The sequence below is a fragment of the Oligoflexus sp. genome (genome assembly GCF_035712445.1).
Classification (GTDB): Bacteria; Bdellovibrionota_B; Oligoflexia; order Oligoflexales; family Oligoflexaceae; genus Oligoflexus.
Genome location: NZ_DASTAT010000126.1, coordinates 46,696 through 65,609 on the forward strand (window position 1 = coordinate 46,696; position 18,914 = coordinate 65,609).

The window sequence follows — 18,914 nt, forward strand, 5'->3', positions numbered from 1 at the left end:
GTCACGTCCAACTCAAGAGCTTAAAAGCCTTTAGTCGATTGTGCAAGACGACATTTGATGCAAAGGGTAGACAGGCTACGGGAATTTAAGCCATTTCCGTAACAGGTTCTTCTTCAAGGTCACCGGGCAGACGGACCTTGTCGATCCTTCTTATGCCTTCCTTATCCACGATCAGCTGATAATAGTGATAGTAGACATCCTTGACCGTTTCATCGTCGCCGCTGACGCGGATGATCAGGTCGATGTGGTAAACCTTGGGCAGCATGTGCAGGCCGGCTTCCCACTTGCTGTTCGGAAGCAGGTGTTCAGCGAAGGGGGCATCCAGAGGACTCAAGAACGCGCCGACGTTCAGGCGATAAAAGGTGTAAATTGCGCGGATCTTTCGCTTGAGGACGCGGGTGCGTTCGCCGCGCAGGTCGAGTATTTTCTGGTAACGGATGACTGTGCAGGCTTCATTTTCAAGGCTCGTCACGCTTTCCGCTTCCAAAAGCGCCGTGATATCATCCGGCAGCCTGGTGCTATCTTTGAAGCTGACTTTTTCTTCCTGATTGCCAACATGTATTGTTTCGCCTTCAGCGGCATTTCCATCGTAGACAATTTTGCAGCTGTTGTCCGGCATATTTCCAAGGATGCCGCCTTTGAACATTCCACTGGCGACGTCCTTGATGCGATCACGAATGATATAGGCCACAATCAGGGCCGTACCGAGCAGGAAGGACGAGAGCCCGATGGATTCCATGCTCATATTGGAACGGCCGCTCTGAAGACGCAGGACCACATCAGCCAGCACAGCCCAGGCCCCCGCGAGTCCCGCAGCCACGACGGCTGAAGTCTGCTGCTGCAGGAAAAAAAGCGGCTTGGTGCGCGTATCCAGATAAAGGGCGGACCAGATGCGGCGCTTCAAAAGTCCTCGCCGATAGAAATACTGCTCCAGCTCCATGCTCGGGCTGCGCGAGTCGACCCAGATGTACTTTTCTTTTTTGGAATAGATGCGCATCAACCGCAGAATCGCCCGCAGGCGCTGCCGCCAGCGGTCGCGCAGATCCGGCCAAAGGCCATGCCGCTGCAGGATGAGGTCCAGCTCCAGCACCACGTCCTTGATATTCATGATCAGATATTCATCAATGGAATGGATTTCATGCTGAAGACCCGGCACCCGCGCCACCACTTCACGCGAAACCTTCTGCCATTCATGATAAATATTGAAGACCTTGACAAGGCTGTCGCGGAACGCGCGTTCGGCTTCTTCGAGGAGCCGCAGCGATTCATCCGGCATCTGGCTGGCGCTGAGTTCGTTCAGGATGGTCTGCATGCGTTTGACTTTGCGTTTCAAGAACGTAAAGAACGAGCAGGCGAAGATGCGCGACTCATCCTCGATGAAGGATTGGCGCTGAGCATTGAACGGTCGGCTTTCGTCGCTGATTTCCGCCAGGATCTTCCGCAGCGGGGAACGCTCCGGGTCATCGGTCAGCCCCATCATTTCCTTATAGCTGAGCTTGGGAATCCTGAAGTTGAAAAAGGATTTCATATCGCGATAGAAATTTTCCACGCGGTATGTGCTTTTATTCACCTTCATCTGCGGCGGGAAGACGAAGTAGGATTCCACTTTATAGCGTTTCGGGTAGACGACGTCCTGGCCTTGCTTGACCATCAGTCGATGTTCGAACGACGCTTCCATCTGCATGGGTTCCACGATGCGAATATCGGTTTTCACCAGGCGCTTGATGGACAGTTTGGGATGTTCAGCTTCGGCTTCCGTCTGCTGCATAGAAATATGGCGACCTCGATACGCTAGGGGGCACTTTTCAAGTCTGACAAACTCCCTCTGCTTTGACCAGGGAAGATCGCGCACTCCACTCTAGGCCGTGCGTCGGTACTCAGTTTCATTCAAGACGGCGACGAGACTGCGGAGCTTCACATCCAGCTCCTGCCACAAAGGATAGGCTTCGGCCAACTGCTGGGCTGCACCCAGCTGTTCCAGCTTGAGAGCCAAGGTGACCAAGGCTTTGGCATTCATTTCGAGCAGCGAGCCCTTCAGGTGATGCGCAGTGGATTTGACTGCCTTGCTATCATTTTTTGCAATGGCGTCGCGCAGAGCGTCCACATCAGCTCGTGTGCTGCTGATAAATATACTGATGACCTGGCTCATGGTTTCCCGGTCACCGCTGACCGCTTCAAGAAGAGGATTCAGGTCAAAGGCTGGGGCATTCATGCGACGCTTCCTTCCATGGGTAATCCCGTGACGCTGGTATCGGCACATGAAGGGTTTTCTGAAGATCGCAGGCCTTGGAAAAAAACGCAAAAAAGCCCCGCGGCTGAGGCGGGGCGATAGCTTAGCGGCGGCTGGAGGTATAGGTGAAGGTGCAGTTGACGATCGGCCGCAAAATATCGCGCGTCGCATAAAGGCGATAGGTCTGACCGTCCTGCAGCCCCTCAGGCGCTCCGCTGCTGGGAAAGCCCTGGCGGCTGCCGTCCGCGAGCACACCATAGGTCGCGGTGGTGATGGCGTCGCGTGAAGGCAGCACATCCAAGCGCCACAGTGTTCCTGGCGGCAGATCACCCTTCGGCGGCGACAGGGGATTCGGAGCATCGGCGCGGGTCACATACACATAACGCGCGGGCGTCGGTCCCCAATGGATGCGTCCGCTGGCATCCACACCCTGGCCTTCGGCACAGGCTGTTGGTTTTTGATTCTGAACCGCTTCGAAAGGACCGTTGGCGCTCGGAAATTTCGCGATGTCTTCGGCGGTCACACCGCGACGGTCGAGTTCACGCTGAAAAAAAGCCTGCATCCGCGGCACGTCGGTGGTCGGCGCTCCTGTCTGCGAACGATCGAAACCAAAATTTTCGGCGGCAGGATACGTTCCCATCAGGTCGGTGCGCAGGCTTCCCGCCATGATCGCCAGAGCGCGATTGGTCATCTGCTCGGTCCAGACATGGGCGCCATTGATATCCCAGGCCGCATAATCACGTCCGGCCGAGGTATCATGACAGCAGCTGCAGGCGCTCGCAAAAATCTGATCCTTGACCCAATTCAGTTCCTGCATGAACTCAGGATCCTGCAGACGCGGATCATCAGGCGCGCCTTGAGTTTTCGCGGGCAAAGGCCGGAAAGGTCTTTGCGTGCGTACGGTATTGCAATCGGAATCCGCTGCGAAGCTGCGGCCTTCCTTGGTGCTGGCGGCGATGGAAGCATTCACGCAAAGCTGCTCGCCATCGACCTCGCGACACACGGGATAAGGCAGGACGGTGACGCCGGGCTTCGGCGTTTCCTGAGCCACGGCTCCCATGGTTCCGATCAGTGCATTCACAACACAAAAGCGTTTGAGCATGTTTGTCTCCTCAGACAAATAAGATCCCATCCGCGGACAAGGCCCTTTTCCTTGCCCACGTTTCGCGGCTTGATACTGCATTTGTACAGTTCAAACTTGTGCAATCCTAACAGGATACCGGGAGACGAACAATGCGGGATTTGCCCCAGCTCTGAGCTTAACTGCGCTGGGGTTTGTGAGAATACTGCAAAGGGGGTGTGCCGCGACGTTCAATAACCGGAACAAAGCGTGTCGCCTCTTCCGAGTCATCATCAATGGGGAGTATCGCTTCCACCTGAACGGTGAATTTTCGTTCTTCGCTCCAATCAAAGACGTAGGCGAACTCCTGGCCCACTTTGAATTGAAAGTGACTCAACTGGATCAGCGTTTCCTCGCCGCCATCGGCTGGGGCTTCGTAAGGCTGCTCGGATCCCAGAAAGCGATTATCCAGAAAGAAGGAGTAGCAATGATCGGCATCCCAATGCAGAGCTTCCTGGATAGCCAGATGCAGATCATGCAGATCGTGGATATCGAGCAGTTCGATCGAACAGGAGAAATCGCTGATTGCGAAGGGGCGCACGCGAAAACGCAGCGTGCGGGTCGCGACGGTCTGATCCTCTTCATCGACGAAGTCATCCAAATCGTGACGCCGGACGTCAGCGGCGATGGATTCGATCATATCGAAGACCACCATATCGCGCAGTTCGGAAACGGGATCGCGGATCGGTTGAAATTCCGGGCAGGCGAAGAGATTGGCTCTTACGGTCGAGCCGTCGGGTTGATCCTTGGATTTCAGCATCTGGATCAGATCCTGGCCATAGCTTTCCTTGATCTTGGGCGCCAGGATTTGAATTTCCCCGTAGTGCCTTTCATCCGCGACATAGAATGAAGTCAGAAGACAGGTTCGCCAGAATTCATAGTCATCGGGGCGGAAGATGCGCCATTGCTCATAGAGGAATTCGCTGAGGTCTTCAAAGTCCAAAAGATCCTGGGTGTAATGCAAAAGCAGGGCATCGATGCAGTTCTCACGCAGCTCCAGACCATAGCGCGTATCCTGGGCGATGGCCATCAGCTCATCCGGTTCACTGACCGAGGCCAGAATACGACTGGCGCTTTCGATCGCTTCCTCCTCGACAAGGTCATAGTATCCCGGATCCTCCATCTGCATGAGGGCCAGGATGGAAGGAAGAGCTTTGCGTTCGCCGAGGGAGGCCAGAAGAAAAAGACAGGCTGTGGTCTTGAGCGGATTGCCAAGTTGTGTGGCCTGCTCGGGTCTTTCCAGAACGGTTTCGAGCCAGCGCGTCAGATGTGGTATCATGCGCTGCGAGGCCGCCGTGGCCTTGATGAGGCTTTGGCGGAAGTGCTGTTTATTCTCGCGATGCGACAGTCCATCGAGCACATACTGAAGATCATCGCGGCTCAAAAAAATCAGGTCACCCATACGATTCCAATTCCTCTGCAAGGGAGCAATCCCGACGATTCCTCAGCTTTCAACCAGTTCATAGTGTTGAGAAAGACCCCGTCATGTCAAGCTGTTAATACCTTGAAAACGGCCTAGGGTGCGCCATCGGCGGCGTGATGGAGTAATTCTGTCATACTTCACAGCTTGTGTTGGGAAATAGGGTCGGACTTTCATGGCGGGGCGAGGGGGCCACCCCCGAAGGGGGTGGGTGGCCAACATCAAACTTCCCCGAAGGGGGCGGCTGGCCATCATCGAACGTCACCGCCTCTCCGCGAAGGGGGCGGCTGGAAAATTCCCCGTCACCCCCGAAGGGGGTCTTGCATGCAACCAGCGCCCGTCCGTTTCAAACCTCCGGAGGCGGGTTTTTCTGCTGAGCTTTCTTCATCCAGCTGATGGGAGCAAAGCCGCCACCGCTCGGAACTTTTTTCCGTTCCTTCCGATGAACCCAGCGTTCCTTCCACTCTTCCACGACACTGAAGAGACAGGGCACCACAACCAGAGTCAGCACAGTCGACATCAAAAGACCACCGATCACAGCCACACCCATCGGCGAGCGGGCCTCCCCGCCTTCACCATGGCCAAACGCGATGGGAAGCATACCGCCACCCGCAGCGAAGGTGGTCATGAGGATAGGCCGCAAACGAATCGGACCGGCTTCCAGCAAGGCCGCGTCCACCGTCAGACCATCGCGAATCCTTTGCATCGTAAAGTCGATGAGGAGGATACCGTTCTTGGTCACAAGACCCATCAGAAGAATGATACCGATCATCGTGTAAACCGACATCACCTGGCCGGTCAGAAGCAGCGAACCAAAGGCCCCGGTAAGGGACAAGGGAAGTGCCGCCATGATCACCATAGGCGCCAGATAACTCTCGTACTGAGCACAAAGGATCATGAACACCAGCAGGATCGCAATAGCGAGCGCACGCAGCATCGCCTTGATCGCATCGGCCATCACCTCGGCCTCACCGGTCAGACTCACCGTCACTTCCGGCGGCATATTCTGAGCCGAATAAGCCTGAATCTGCCCGATCGCACCGCGCAAGTCCTTGCCGGTGAAACCCGAATAAACGGTAATCTGCCGCTGACCGTTGAAACGTTCAATCGACGAAGGCGCCGCTGCCGGCTGAATCTCGGCGATCGAACCCAGATTCACGAGCTGACCCTTGCGGTTCATCAGCGCGATACCACCCAGGTCCCCGGCACTGATGCGGTCCTGATCCGAAATCCGGAGGCGCACGTCCACCGTTTTCCCGTTCGATTCAATCTCACCGACCTTGTCACCTTCATAAAGCGCCCGCAGGACGGCACCGATCTGCGCCGCCGAAACCTGAAGGTCAGCCGCCCGGCCCTGGTCGATGACCACCCTGAATTCCTGGGCGATCTTGGGCTTGGTCGAGTTGGTATCCACAGCGCCTGGGATATTGGTCTTAATGTGCTCCTTCACCTGATCAGTAAAGGCCACCAATTTTTCCCAGTTATCCGAACGGAAGACCAGCTGGATAGGCTCCGTACGCGCCCCGCCGCCACCGCCGCCTGGCTCCTGCACGGAAAATTCCGAGCCATTCACATTATAGACAGGACCAAGGTCATCACGAATGCGCTGGATAATCTGCGCCTGCGTGAAACTCCGCTCGGTTTTCGGAATCAAAAGGACATCGAACTTCGCCTTGTTCGGTTTTTTGTCGCCGGTCGCCGCCAAGGCCGCCACCACGGTTTTCACGCCGGGATAAGCCTGCACGCGATCGACCACTTCAAAAACCCGTTCACGCGTGGCATCGAGACTCGTGCCTTCCGGCAGCACAAGGTTGATGTTGAACTGACTCTTATCCTCTTTCGGGAAGAAGGCCACAGGCACAAACTTTAGAAGGAGGAAGGACAGAATGAAGACAGCGAAACCACCACTCAGAGTCAAAGCACGGTGACGCAGAGCCCACTGCAGAATGCCCCGATAAAAGTTATCCAGGGCATTCAGCGAGTTCTCGATCGCCGTCCAGGCCTTCAGCGCCTTGGGATTATGCGGCTTGTGATCGCCAGGCTTCAGAAGACGGGCCGACAGCATAGGCGCGATGGTGAACGCACAGAAGAGCGAGACCAAAACCGCGAACGCGACGGTCAGACCGAACTGATAGAAGAAGCGACCGATGATGCCTTCCATGAAGGCCACAGGTACGAACACCGCACAGATCGTCAGGGTCGTTGCGAAAACCGCCAGACCGATCTCCGAGGTCGCATCCTTCGCCGCTTCCGCACCCTTCTTGCCCATCGCCAAATGCCGGTGGATGTTCTCGATCACGATGATGGCATCGTCGATCAGAATACCGATGGCCAATGACAGACCCAGCGTCGTCATCATGTTGAGCGTAAAGCCCATCGACTGAAGGAACGCGAAGGTCGCGATAACGGAGGTAGGCAGAGCAACGGCCGAGATCACCGTAATCCAGAAATCGCGCAGGAAGACGAACACGATCAGGGTTGCGAGCACGGCACCCAGCACAAGGTCGAGCTTCACGGCATCGATCGAACCTTTGATATAGGTCGAGTTATCCGTCACGATATCAATCTTCAAATTCTGGGGCAGCTGAGGCTTCAGCTTATCAATCGCCTTGCGCAGATCATCCGCGATCTGCGTGGTGTTGCCACCGGCCTGCTTGGACGCCGACAGAAGGATCGTCGGTGTCTTGCCGATATAAGCAGCCGTTTCCTCTTCCGCGATCGTATCCTGCACGGTGGCGATGTCACCGACGCGCAGAGTGCGGCCGTTCAGTTGAACAGGCAGGCTCGCAATCTCGGCGGCTCCATGAGCCTTGCCCTTCACGCGGATGGCCCAGGTGTTTTCCTTGGTCTTGATCTTACCCGATGGGATATCAACGCTTTGGCTTTGAACCGCGGTCACAAGGTCCTGGGGAGTCAGCCCGAAGCTCGAAAGCTTTTCGCGATCCACGAGGATGTGAATTTCCCGTTCACGAATACCGGCGGTATCAATACGGGCCACACCGTTCACACGCTCCAAGGAAGGCTGGATCACGTCGGCTGCATAACGGGACAGCTCGGCATAACTCAGGCCGTCCGACGACACGGAAATATTCAGGATGGGTGCGCCGCCGACATCGAATTTCTGAATGATCGGAGTCTCCGCTTCATCAGGCAGCTGGGTCAGGACGGCAAAGATCTTGTCACGAACTTCCTGAGCCGCGACATCACCCTTCTTGTCCAGCTTGAATTTCAAAACAAGCTGCGCAATGTTCGGATAAGCGGTCGACTGCAGGGTATCGAGCCCGGAAATACCGTTCACCGCTTTTTCCAGGGGATCGAGAACACGCTGTTCGATAGTCTCGGGGTCAGCGCCGGGATAAACCACGGTCGCCGACACCACAGGGAAGTCCACGTCCGGATACTGGTCAATCGCCAGCCGTGGCAGAGCGAAGAGACCAAAGACCACCAGCACAAGGTTGAGCATGGTGGCAAAGACCGGACGCTTGATGGAAACGTCTGAAAGGATCATGATCGCACCCGTTCCTCAGGTTTATGAAATTAGTTGAGTTGGGCCTCGGCATACAGTCCGGGGACGACGCGCTGGTCCTGTTCAGGAGCCTTCGCGATCACTCGGAATGTGCGGCTGGCCTGCTCCACGACGGGAACGAGGCGAACCACTTCCAGATCACCGGAAAAACCAGTGGCTGGAATCGAAACCTTGAGCTTGTCACCGACCTTGATTTTACCAGCAAGACGCTCTGGGACCTGGAAGTTCAGTTCCACATCCGATGTATTATAGAGTTCGAACACGGCATCACCCGGATTCACGCGCTCACCGACGTTCTTCAGCTGTTTGGTCACGACGCAATCATAAGGCGCTGTGAGTTTCGTATCCTGCATGGCCTGCTCGGCTTGCGTCAGTTTCAGATCGGCCATCTGAAGGTCAAGGCGCGCCTTATCATAGCCCGTCTTGAGCTTATCGAACATGGACTCGGTCGAAACGTTGGCTTTCTTCAGTTCCTCTTCCCGCTGGAACTCGCTTTGCGCATTCCCCAAAGCCACGCGAGCCATTTCTTTCTGCGAGCGGGCCATATCCAAGGACAGCTTGTAGTCACGGGTATCCAAAACCGCGAGGACATCACCTTTTTTACAGGCCATACCCGTCTTGAATTTCAGATCCTGAATGAAACCGCCGACGCGGAATGAAAGTTGCGATTTGGTCTGCGACGCAACTTCACCGGAAAGGCGCGTGTTCACGTTACCATCCGGCGTCGCGGATCCTGCCGGGGCCGCGGCGCCTGCCGGGGCTTGCGCTGCTGCCGGTGAACTGGCGGTCGCAGCCGGTACCGGGGCGGTCGCAGCCTGAGCATCACCCGCCGGAGCAGCCTGAGGCGCGGGTTCAGCCGCCGCGGGCTTCGGCGGAGCAGCAGGGAGATCCACCTTCTTCTGAGTACAACCGAGGAGCAACAAACCGCTGGCGACAAAAATGAGCTGATTACGTTTCATGATATATTCTCCTTAACCGCTCTCACGACGCGGTTTGTGCTGGTGCTTGGGATGCCTGGGCCTGAGGAAGATCCTTGCCCATCGAACGCTGCAGACGGAAATGCCAGAGCAGATACTGCGTTTCCGCCGAAACCCGGGTGCCCTGGGCGGTGGACATCGCGCTTTCCGAGAAAATCAGATCGGTTGCCGAGATCTGACCGTTCTTGAACCGGGTCTGGTCGATGCGATAGGCTTCTTCCGCTTGAGTCACGCCGGTCTGGGCGAATTTCAAAGATTGTTTCGCAGCCTGGAAGTTTTGCCAGGCCTGAATCACATCGAGCTTCACGTTATCGGTGGCGCTGACGCGTGTGGCTTCGGCTTTTTCCTTGTTGGCGATGGCTTCACGAACGGCGAAGATGCTGGAACCATTGCTCCAGATATCCCAGGTTACGCTGATGCCGTAATAGGTGGATTCTTTTTCACCACCAAGGCCGCCTACCTCACCGAAATTCCGATCCCAGGTTTTGAAAACATTCACACTTGGAATGAATTGAGCATAGGCCAGATCCTTATTATAGTCTGCGAGCTCTGTGCCAAGTTCAGCTTTTTTGGATTCCGGCCTTTGCGCCAGAGCCTGCTCGATACCTTTTTGTATGTCGACAGTTTCCTCTTCAAGCTTCGGCAGGTTCTGCTCCAAAGCCAGGGCTTCGTCATCTTTCGCCTGAATCATCTGCCGCAGGATGGCGAAGGCCACTTCCTTGGTCGTCCGGGCCTGCGCAGCCCTGGTTTCCGCCTGAGAAAGTGCCAGTTGAAACTTCAACACATCGCCCTGGCTCAAGCGCCCGACGCGCTGAATGGCCAAGGCATCTTCATACTGCCGCTTGGCTGCATTCAAAGATGCGGCGGTGATTTCCAGCTGCTCCTGGGCCTGATAGGCATTCAGGAAAGCTTCTGCGGCTTGAAACGCGACATCGCGTTTGGCCTGGCGCAAGGATTCGAAACTGAAGTCCTGCTGCATGTTACTGAAACGACCATACTGCACAGCTGCATAGAGTCCGGTCACAGGTTGCGCAATCGTCAGGCTTCCCGACTTTGTGACTTCGGGACGAATGAGGGTGCTGGAACCTTCAGGAAAAGGAATCCTTTGTTCTTCGGCGAAATGAGCTTCCCTGTATGTGGCTGAAGCCCGCGGCCCAATATTGGTCCACGCCCCACGCTTGCGCTCCGTCGCTGCATCCATCTCAGCCTGGGCCTGGCTCACATTCGGGTTGCTCGTGACCGCACGATTCACGGCTTCCTGTAAAGTTAAGATTTTCTGATTGGCTGCATCCTGTGCCCACAAAGGACTTCCAGTGATTGCTAGAAGCCCCGAGAGTAAGCAGCTGTTAAGCTTGCATCGTATCATCGTTCCGTCCTTCAACATAAATTATAACCGTATCGCACCTAGGTTCTTTTTTTAAGTCCCACAAGATAGAGTTCGATCAAGGCTCGGGCCTTATCTTCCAAAGGCAGTTCGCGGCCGGGAAAGCTCCACGGTTTCTCGAGTCCATCCATCCCCACGAAGATAGCCATCGCGGAAACTTCCGAATCCGTCGTCTCGAACTCCCCTGCCTTAACGCCTTCATCTATGATTTGCTTGAGCAACGCAATGTGCTGCGCACCAAATTTCGTCCGCACTTTCAGGATGGCTGGCGTGCAGCTCGCTTCGTTCATCACTTCGGCCGTCAAACCGTTGGTTCGGATCATCTCGTTCATAAAGGACAGACGGGTGATAATATACTGCTCGATCTTCCTGGAATAAGTATGGACGTCGGCGATTTCCGTCCTCAAACGCTCCGTCATCGTTTCACTGAAACGCTGCACAACTGCATCGAAGATCTCTTCTTTGCTTTTGAAATAGAGATAAACGGTCCCCTTACCCAGTCCAGCTGACTTAGCTATCTCTTCGATGGAGGTTTTCCGTAATCCATACCGGCTGAAAAGATCCTGGGCCGCTCCCAGGATCCTGATTTCCTTATCATTCTTCTCGTTCTCGTATGTCATCGAAACCTCAGGTGGTTCTGACTAGCTGACCACATTCGACTTCTGGTCATTATAATGGGAAACCTATCGGAGGGAAGAGGAATCTCCTAAAGCAGCCTTTAAAAGTGCATGAAGGTCGGGGAGTGAGGACGAATTTAATGGAGGATCAACCTTGGCCGTGAATACAGCGCGCCGTCATGATTCCCCAGCCGCCGCTTTTGAAAAATTTTTTCTCAGAAGTGTAAATAATGGATCTTTGATCTGGCAGAAATGCGACTGCTTCTTGCTGGACCAGCTGTGGCAGGCGGATCTTGCGTTCGTAAGGCAGCCAGCCTTCGCGCTCGGAGTGTTCATTATCGGCCTGGCCGGTCCGTTCGAAGATGCCTTGCCAGTTGATGAGGAGCAGGCGTTTGCCGTCCGAGCTCCAGGACGCGTCGGTGACCATATCGTAAAGGAAAAACCCGACCGCTTCCGCCACCTGCTCGCCATCATTCTTGCGCCAGGCTTTGGCCGGCAGACGAAACACGAGGCTTCGCTTGGGTTCCTTGCTGAAAAGGAACATGTCGCCGGTTTCCGGATGCACCGCCAAAGCCTCGACATCAAGCCGATCCTGTTTCGGGAATTGAAATTCCATCTCGGCTGAATGCAGGGCATTGGTGAAGAGCGTGGCTTCGTCAATCGCGTGGATGCGTTTTTTGCTCCGGATATGAAAGTTGTCCCCGGTGTCGGCGATGTAGAGACAGTGTCCACCCCAGGGGCATGGGCCCTGGCTTAAAGCTTCCGGATCGGTGCTGCTTTCCGCATAACGAATCTGATGCAGGAGCTGACCCTTCAGATCGGTAACTAAAATCACCGGCTCGTTGCCGGAATCCACCACGTGATAAAGAATATTCTTGTAAAGGCGCGAGCTGACGATGCCGCTCATCTCACGCAGTTCAGAAACCGGCTGCACCGGCGGCCAATCCGCTTCCCAACGCTGACAGACCGCGCCCACTTCAGGTTCATCCGTCCAACGTTCCGGTTCCGCGATCTGGCCGTAGGCGTCGGCTTCACGATGCGCGAAGATCCACCAGCGGGACGCCACAGCATAGCCCAATCCCAAAAGGGTCGTCGCGACGATCAGTCCGGACAGGAGCGGCGTGACCTTCATCGGTGTCCTCAGTTTCAGATGTGGGGTGTAGCCCATAGCGGAACCGTTGACCTCCAGGCAAATCTTGACCATGGCTCCGTTGCAAGTTTACTCTGAATACAAGAAAGTTTCGAGTCCTGCTCCGAGTCATCGAGGAGGTTCTGTGACGAAAGTTGAAAAAACCTTCCCCGCGGGTGCTGTTATTTTTCATGAAGGCGACCCTGGCGGTGATATCTATATCATTAAGTCCGGAGAAGTCAAAGTCTACCAGGCACGCGGCGGTAGTGAAATCCTGCTGGCTCAGCTGGGTCAGGGCGAACTTCTGGGTGCCATGACCGCGACCACGGGGACGCCGCGCACAGCTTCTGTCAAAGCCTTGACCGACACAGTTGTCACGATGATCAGCAGCAAGGATATGGAAAAGCTCCTGAAAGATATTCCACCCTGGGCGAATATTTTAATCAAGGACCTGATCTTTCGACTGAAATTCATGAATGAAATCTATATCCAATCGGTAAGCGCGGAACTCAGCAGCCGGACGCATCAGGATCTATTGCGGGCCGCCACGCGACTGGCCAAGGGAATTCTGGCTAACGCTCGTGTGCAGGAAAAGGAAATTGACGGCACGACCGTCGTGGACCTGCATTCCAGCTTTTCCCCGCTGCTCGACATCTTTCTCGCCGAAAAGGATCTCTTCCTCAAAATCTATAATCTTTTCCTGGAATATCGCCTGCTCGAGCTGAAGGAGCTGCGCCAGGCGGGAAAATTCCTGTCCAAGGAAGAGCTGGCGGGACTGCAGACCTTCTATGATATGGCCACCCAGCATCTGAGCGGGACCACGCCGCATAGAAAAGCGCCGCCGACCCTGGCCGTCGGGGAACGCAAAGCACTGCTGGAGCTTGCGATGTGGGCGAAGGCCGAGCCTCTCGATAAGAGCGGGCGTCTGATCATGACGCTGGCGGAATGTGAAAATCGCCTGGCCCAAAACCTCAGCCGTCAGCACATCATTCATGTCCTGCAGCGCGCCAGTGCCTGGAATTTGATTCATCTGGATAAGGCGGAGGTGAAAATATCGTTTCGCCCGGATACCATCCGTCACGTGGTGGCCAGCATGAATCTGATTCATGCTTTGGAGAGTGAGTCCTCGCCCCTGCATAAGGCCGTGAGCCCTGAGTAGCGGAAAGCGATCAACGCCCCCTTGAGATTGAAGCCCCAAGGGGACACGATTACAGCAAACGATCCAAATAAACCCATTCCCGGCAATTGATCATGTTCGCCGCCACGCGGCTGTCATCCGCGCTGTCTGACTGCGAAGCCATGACGAAATTCTCGGGCTCGTCACCACGCATCCTTAAGCGCATGCCGCGCGGGATCACCAGCGTGACGCCGAAGCTGACGATCTCATGCTGCAGGATATCCATGGCTTTGCGTAGTTCCAGAGGCTGCTTTTTCAAAGGCATACGCGCTCCTTTTAACATGAAAATCCCTTTCTAATAGAGGTCTCTCACGAGTCTTTGAGAAATAACACCTAGCATACAACCGTTAACTCTCAGCTCACAAGTCTCGCAGCGAATCTTTCCTCAAACATACAAAACTATCGGTAAATACCGTGTTGGGTGCAGTTCTGCATGCTAGCCGGACTGTAGCTCTTTACTAACAATGCGACGTGATCACAAAACCCCAGGTAATTGATCAATATCAGAACACGTGATAGGGTCGCTGGGAATTGTTCATCATCGAATTTTGGAGATTTTTATGAAATTCATCATCGGACTTATCGCTGTGCTTGGTCTTCATCAATCCGCAGCGGCCATGACAGTGAAAAGCGCTTACAAATCCAATCTGTGCATGGATGTGAATCGCAGTGATTCATCAAACTGGAGGAACAATACCAATATCGAGGTGTGGGCCTGCCACGGTCAGGAGAATCAGCAGTTCTATCTCAGGCCTTCGGATCCATCGGCCGTGATTTCCACTTTCACCATCCAGGCTCTGGGCAAGTGTTTGGACGTGGATATGGGTTACGCGGAATCCTGGACCCATCAAAACAACGTCCAGCTCTTCCCCTGCAATGGCGGCCTCAACCAGCAGTTCACGCTGCAAGGATACGGCAGCGGCTGGTTTATGATTCGCTCGATGCTGGACGGCCGCTGCCTCGACATCGACCTGAATGTGAACAACGGCTGGCGTTATGAGCACAACGTCCAGCTCTGGGAATGCAGCGGCGAACCCAATCAGCTGTGGAAATTTGAAGCGTTCAGTGGAGGCGGACAGCCCGACATCATCATCAGCCCCAGCAGTCACTAGGATCTCCCGATTGACCCCGCGCCCTGCGGGGCCAAATAACAGTCCGACACATGATCGTTCACCAGCCCACAGGCCTGCATGAAGGCATAGCAAATCGTGCTGCCGACGAATTTAAAGCCGCGCTTTTTCAAATCCTTGCTCATCGCATCCGATTCCCTGGTCGAGGCCGGCACGTCCTTCAGCGTAGCCCAGGAGTTGATCAGGGGCTTGCCACCGACAAAGCTCCAGATGTAAGCATCGAAGCTGCCGAATTCCTTCTGGACCTTTAAAAAGGCTTTGGCGTTTATGACCGCCGATTCAATCTTCAGTCGGTTGCGGATGATGCCTTCGTTCTGCATGAGCCGCTCGCGGCGGGCCTCATCGAATCGGGCGACCTTGATCGGATCGAATCCGGAAAAGGCCTTGCGATAATTATCCCGCTTTCTGAGAACGGTAATCCAGGACAGCCCGGCCTGCGCCCCTTCCAGGATCAAAAATTCAAAAAGCCGATGATCATCATGAACCGGCACGCCCCATTCCGTATCGTGATAGGCGCAATAAAGAGGATCATCCCCCGACCATGCACACCGTTTTTTCTCGTTCATCCTCAACTCCCATCCCATGAGCCAACAAAAAAAGGCGGCTCCCTTTCGGAACCGCCCTCTTGCAAACAGAACGCTTAGTGCGTCGAACGCTTGTCGTATTTCACGCCCATCTCATCCAGGATGCGATTGGCCTGCGAATACTGATCGAGCACCCACAGCATATACCGCACGTCCACATGAATGGAGCGGGTGAATGCTGGATCGAAGGCCCAATCCGAGATCACGCCATCAATGGTGCCGTCGAAGACGAGGCCGGTCAGCTCCGCCTTGTCGTTCAGAGTCGCCGAACCGGAGTTGCCGCCGGTGATATCAAGATCGGCGAGGAAGTTCACAGGAACGGTCTTCAAAGATTCCAGCTGATAGTTCGCATAGCGCTTGTCCTTGATCAGCTCCATCTGCTTCGCGGGAACGTTGAAGGGTTCCTTGCCGGTGTTCTTGGCGGCGATTTCTTCCAGCTTGGTGAACGAAGGAAGTTCGACGCCAGCGCGGTTTTTATAGCCCTGAACGGTACCATAGGTGATGCGCAGGGTGGAGTTGGCGTCGGGATAAAGGACTTCGCCCTTCTTCGCTTTGTAAGCGGCCAGGTTCTGCATGTACTGCGAACGGACCTGCTGGAAGCGACCCGAGCGATCCTTGCCTTCGTTTTCCAGCTTGATGCTGTCGTCATAGGTGGCGACGGCCAGCTGAATGAAAGGATCCTGCGAACTTTCGAAGACCTTGCGATCGGCGTTCGTCAATTCCAGGCGCTGCTTTTCATCGGCCAGGATCGACTTCGCGTAATATCCAGCCAAAGCCTTGCTCTGAGCTGCTGCATCCATGTTGGCAATCGCCTGGATGGGTTTGGGAAGACGCTTTTTGTATTCAGCTTTGGCCTTGCGGACATCGCCGAGTCCCAGTTCCCACAGCGCCTGATCCACTTTAGGATCGAAGCGGCGGGTCATGGCCTGAAGGCCCTGCTTCATCATTTCCAGATCGCGCTCCTGATAGCCGGCTTCACGCTGCTCATCAGGTTTTTGTTTTTCACGCGCCAGGCGATAAAGGCGAGCCGCGGTGCGGAGCAGGTCCGAATCGGTGGCCTTGCGCAGGACCATGGAATAACGGTCAGCAGCCTGATCTTCAGCCAAAAGCTTATTCATGGCGGTGACGTTATCCAAAGCGGCTTTGTTTTTCTGCGATTTGAAGAAATCGAGCAGAGCTTTTTCTTCCGCTTTCTTTTGCTTCAGAAGGCCCATGGCTTCATAGCCTTTCTGTTTGCCTTCGATATTCTTGCTGGTGTTGCTCATACCGGCGAGCTGCGCCGCATACTTGATGCCAAGGTCAGCGTCCTTGGCTTTGAAGTCCTGAATCAAAGCAATGCGGCGATCCAGGTACTCTTTCATCTGCGGACTGGATTCTTCGAACGAGAATTCCACTTCGTTGGCCAGACGGTGACGGTTGGTGCGGCCGGGATATCCAGCGACCATCACGAACGAACCGTCGCTCACGCCTTTGGTATCGACTTTCAGGAAACCCTTGGGCTTATAGGGTACGTTGTCCTTGCTAAATTCCGCAGGCGCACCTTTCTTATCGACATAGGCGCGATAGAAGGAGAAGTCACCTGTGTGACGTGGCCACATCCAGTTATCAATGTCACCACCGAACTTGCCGATGGCCGAAGGAGGAGCCTGAACGAGGCGCACATCCTTGATTTCAAGCTGACGGGTCAGGCGGTAGCTGCTTTCGCCGAGGAACGAATCGATACGGCAGCGATAGCCTGGCGTTTTTTCACAGCTGTTGATAAGGTCTTTCCGACGCTTTTCAATCGCTTCGTAACGCTTGAGGCCCGTGGTTTTGTCGAGGCCCTGCAGAAGATCCTTGGTGACGTCCTGAATACTCTCCGTCACGAAGACTCGCGAGCCAGGAGCCGCAGGCAGTTCATCCGCCAGGGTTTTGGCGTAGAAGCCGTTTTCCAGAAGGTTTCGTTCAGGGCTCGAATTAAATTGGATCGAGCCATAGGCGCAGTGATGGTTGGTCACGACCAGACCCAGGTCCGAAACGAACGAAGCGCTGCAGCCACCGAGGCTGACGATGGCGTTCATCGGAAACGCGGTCAAATCATTAAGGTTTTCAGGCTTGATGGACAGGCCTTTGGCTTTCAAATCTTTTTCGATCAGCGGCAACTGTTCTGGCTGCCACATACCTTCCACGGCATAAGCGCCCGAACCTGTCAGTCCTCCAAGGACCATGACCAGCAGGGGGTTCCGAAACTTTTTCACCAACGACTCCTCTTCGTGAAAAGAATTTTGCCCTAACCTAGCAAGGAGAAGCCGGTTAGGAAACCGCAAAAAATCACGTCTTGCATCGCAACCTGGTATTCCCATGTCCTGGCATAGGTCTTGATGAAAGAGTGAGGAAGATAGTGTATCAAGCCCTGAGCGCCTGAGGTTTCCATGTCTCTGTCAAAATCTAGTATCACTTTGTTATCCCTGGTGTTTTTGTCTCAGGCGTTTTCTTTCGCCGTGACGCTGCTGCCTAATCTTCTGGCAGGAACCGGGCTTTTTTCGCCCGTTCAGGCCAGCCTTGTCCTGGCTCTGGCCTCACTGATGTCCGGCTTTTGGCAGCCTCTCATGGGCCGTTGGTTGGATGAGGGGCGCTTTCTCATCGCCTTCAGCATCATCGCCACTGCCTATGCGTCTGGTATTTTCGCTTTCGTTCTGAACAGCACGTCAACGCTTGCGATCGTCGGCGGCGCGCTCGCTTTGGTGGTGGCCATGACCACGCTGCGGACCCTGACAGCCTTGGCGATTGTTGGCCGCTTCCAAGGGGAAGAGCGTGCGCACATGGCGGGAATCCGCTATCTCGTGTCCAACTTTGCTCTGGGCGTGGCGGCGGCCATCGCGTTTCAATGGCTTCATACGCATCGCACGCTGCTTTTGAGCGTCGACCTTCTCACGACTTTGATTCTGGGTTCCGGTCTGACCTGGTTTTTGGTCAGAGAACATCGGAAGCAAAAGGATAGCACGGTCAGCAGCGCGGGCAGTCTGGTCGTTCTGCGCGAAGCCTTTCGCTTGCATGGTCTGCCGATTGCCGGGATCTGTTTGATCACGATCGGCTTCATGGCTCAGGTCACCTATCTGCCGCTGCAGTTGACCAAACGCGGTCTCCCGGCCGTGGAATGGAATGCTCTCGTGCTGATCGTGAACACGGTGACGATCGTGGCCGGTATGCGCTTTCTGAGACGCCTGACGCAAAAGTTGAGCGACGGTCAACGCGGGGCTTTAGGTGCGGGCTTGATTGCGATCGGCCTCGCTCTGGTGCCGCTCGTTTCAAGTCCTGCGGCTTTGGTCGGTGTGACTTTGATCTGGACCCTGGGCGAGATGATATTCATTCCCTGGGAACAGGTGAAGCTCTATGAATTTTTCGGGCATGCCCAGCCGGGTCTTGCATCCGGTGCCATCACCTTTGTGATGACGCTCTGCCAGGTGCTGGCGCCGCTGTTCTCGACCATCCTTCTCATGGTGCCAGAGGCTCTGGCCTCTCTGCTCCTTCTGCTCTTACCCCTGGGTGGTTTCGCGCTCTATCGCTGGGGGGCGCAGCTGCCCGGAATTCATAGGGCCAAAGGGCTTGAAAAGGAAGCCGCTTGACCCTAAGGTGGATGG

General features: G+C 55.1%; 15 protein-coding genes. 3 read left to right on the top strand and 12 right to left on the bottom strand.

The window, feature by feature from the left end; translation table 11 throughout:
- Positions 1–85: 85 nt before the first annotated feature.
- The 9 genes from VFO10_RS26470 to VFO10_RS26510 form a co-directional block, all read right to left on the bottom strand.
- Complete coding sequence (locus VFO10_RS26470) at positions 86–1,768, bottom strand: hypothetical protein (RefSeq protein WP_325145021.1); 1,683 nt, start codon at positions 1,766–1,768, stop codon at positions 86–88.
- A 90-nt stretch (positions 1,769–1,858) separates the two neighbouring features.
- The gene (locus tag VFO10_RS26475) at positions 1,859–2,212 is read right to left on the bottom strand and encodes an Hpt domain-containing protein (protein WP_325145022.1); all 354 of its coding nucleotides are present in this window, start codon (positions 2,210–2,212) and stop codon (positions 1,859–1,861) included.
- Positions 2,213–2,333: 121 nt separating this feature from the next.
- The gene (locus VFO10_RS26480; protein WP_325145023.1) at positions 2,334–3,332 is read right to left on the bottom strand and encodes a hypothetical protein; all 999 of its coding nucleotides are present in this window, start codon (positions 3,330–3,332) and stop codon (positions 2,334–2,336) included.
- 157 nt (positions 3,333–3,489) lie between these two features.
- Positions 3,490–4,752, bottom strand: a complete 1,263-nt coding sequence (locus VFO10_RS26485; protein WP_325145024.1) for a DUF1186 domain-containing protein — start codon at positions 4,750–4,752, stop codon at positions 3,490–3,492.
- 364 nt (positions 4,753–5,116) lie between these two features.
- Positions 5,117–8,278 (bottom strand): efflux RND transporter permease subunit, encoded by a 3,162-nt coding sequence (locus VFO10_RS26490; RefSeq protein WP_325145025.1) that lies wholly within the window; start codon positions 8,276–8,278, stop codon positions 5,117–5,119.
- 29 nt (positions 8,279–8,307) lie between these two features.
- Positions 8,308–9,255 carry an efflux RND transporter periplasmic adaptor subunit gene (locus VFO10_RS26495; RefSeq protein ID WP_325145026.1) on the bottom strand — a complete coding sequence of 316 codons (948 nt, stop codon included), beginning with the start codon at positions 9,253–9,255 and terminating at the stop codon, positions 8,308–8,310.
- Between the two features lie 22 nt (positions 9,256–9,277).
- Positions 9,278–10,576, bottom strand: coding sequence for a TolC family protein (locus VFO10_RS26500; RefSeq protein ID WP_325145027.1), 1,299 nt, complete (start codon positions 10,574–10,576; stop codon positions 9,278–9,280).
- 101 nt (positions 10,577–10,677) lie between these two features.
- Positions 10,678–11,277, bottom strand: coding sequence for a TetR/AcrR family transcriptional regulator (locus tag VFO10_RS26505; protein ID WP_325145028.1), 600 nt, complete (start codon positions 11,275–11,277; stop codon positions 10,678–10,680).
- A gap of 145 nt (positions 11,278–11,422) precedes the next feature.
- Positions 11,423–12,478, bottom strand: a complete 1,056-nt coding sequence (locus VFO10_RS26510; protein ID WP_325145029.1) for a hypothetical protein — start codon at positions 12,476–12,478, stop codon at positions 11,423–11,425.
- A gap of 70 nt (positions 12,479–12,548) precedes the next feature.
- Between VFO10_RS26510 and VFO10_RS26515 the strand changes: the two genes are divergently transcribed.
- On the top strand, positions 12,549–13,562 hold the full coding sequence (locus tag VFO10_RS26515; RefSeq protein WP_325145030.1) for a cyclic nucleotide-binding domain-containing protein: 1,014 nt from the start codon (positions 12,549–12,551) through the stop codon (positions 13,560–13,562).
- A gap of 49 nt (positions 13,563–13,611) precedes the next feature.
- On the opposite strand, the gene VFO10_RS26520 is transcribed toward VFO10_RS26515, so the two are convergent.
- On the bottom strand, positions 13,612–13,845 hold the full coding sequence (locus tag VFO10_RS26520) for a hypothetical protein (protein WP_325145031.1): 234 nt from the start codon (positions 13,843–13,845) through the stop codon (positions 13,612–13,614).
- 295 nt (positions 13,846–14,140) lie between these two features.
- On the opposite strand from VFO10_RS26520, the gene VFO10_RS26525 reads away from it, so the two are divergent.
- Positions 14,141–14,692: an RICIN domain-containing protein gene (locus VFO10_RS26525; RefSeq protein WP_325145032.1), complete on the top strand. Its 552-nt coding sequence runs from the start codon at positions 14,141–14,143 to the stop codon at positions 14,690–14,692.
- Here the strand turns inward: VFO10_RS26525 and VFO10_RS26530 are convergent.
- Together VFO10_RS26530 and VFO10_RS26535 are read right to left on the bottom strand one after the other, a co-directional pair.
- Positions 14,689–15,276 carry a DNA-3-methyladenine glycosylase I gene (locus VFO10_RS26530; protein ID WP_325145033.1) on the bottom strand — a complete coding sequence of 196 codons (588 nt, stop codon included), beginning with the start codon at positions 15,274–15,276 and terminating at the stop codon, positions 14,689–14,691. The genes VFO10_RS26525 and VFO10_RS26530 overlap by 4 nt on opposite strands.
- A gap of 74 nt (positions 15,277–15,350) precedes the next feature.
- The gene (locus VFO10_RS26535) at positions 15,351–17,531 is read right to left on the bottom strand and encodes a S46 family peptidase (RefSeq protein WP_325145034.1); all 2,181 of its coding nucleotides are present in this window, start codon (positions 17,529–17,531) and stop codon (positions 15,351–15,353) included.
- Between the two features lie 174 nt (positions 17,532–17,705).
- Between VFO10_RS26535 and VFO10_RS26540 the strand changes: the two genes are divergently transcribed.
- Positions 17,706–18,899 carry an MFS transporter gene (locus tag VFO10_RS26540; protein ID WP_325145035.1) on the top strand — a complete coding sequence of 398 codons (1,194 nt, stop codon included), beginning with the start codon at positions 17,706–17,708 and terminating at the stop codon, positions 18,897–18,899.
- The last annotated feature ends 15 nt before the right edge of the window (positions 18,900–18,914 follow it).

Bases quoted from the DNA above. Each gene is read 5' to 3' on its own strand.
- VFO10_RS26470 (WP_325145021.1), bottom strand. From the start codon at position 1,768: ATGCAGCAGACGGAAGCCGAAGCTGAACATCCCAAACTGTCCATCAAG.
- VFO10_RS26475 (WP_325145022.1), bottom strand. From the start codon at position 2,212: ATGAATGCCCCAGCCTTTGACCTGAATCCTCTTCTTGAAGCGGTCAGC.
- VFO10_RS26480 (WP_325145023.1), bottom strand. From the start codon at position 3,332: ATGCTCAAACGCTTTTGTGTTGTGAATGCACTGATCGGAACCATGGGA.
- VFO10_RS26485 (WP_325145024.1), bottom strand. From the start codon at position 4,752: ATGGGTGACCTGATTTTTTTGAGCCGCGATGATCTTCAGTATGTGCTC.
- VFO10_RS26490 (WP_325145025.1), bottom strand. From the start codon at position 8,278: ATGATCCTTTCAGACGTTTCCATCAAGCGTCCGGTCTTTGCCACCATG.
- VFO10_RS26495 (WP_325145026.1), bottom strand. From the start codon at position 9,255: ATGAAACGTAATCAGCTCATTTTTGTCGCCAGCGGTTTGTTGCTCCTC.
- VFO10_RS26505 (WP_325145028.1), bottom strand. From the start codon at position 11,277: ATGACATACGAGAACGAGAAGAATGATAAGGAAATCAGGATCCTGGGA.
- VFO10_RS26510 (WP_325145029.1), bottom strand. From the start codon at position 12,478: ATGGTCAAGATTTGCCTGGAGGTCAACGGTTCCGCTATGGGCTACACC.
- VFO10_RS26520 (WP_325145031.1), bottom strand. From the start codon at position 13,845: ATGCCTTTGAAAAAGCAGCCTCTGGAACTACGCAAAGCCATGGATATC.
- VFO10_RS26525 (WP_325145032.1), top strand. From the start codon at position 14,141: ATGAAATTCATCATCGGACTTATCGCTGTGCTTGGTCTTCATCAATCC.
- VFO10_RS26530 (WP_325145033.1), bottom strand. From the start codon at position 15,276: ATGAACGAGAAAAAACGGTGTGCATGGTCGGGGGATGATCCTCTTTAT.
- VFO10_RS26540 (WP_325145035.1), top strand. From the start codon at position 17,706: ATGTCTCTGTCAAAATCTAGTATCACTTTGTTATCCCTGGTGTTTTTG.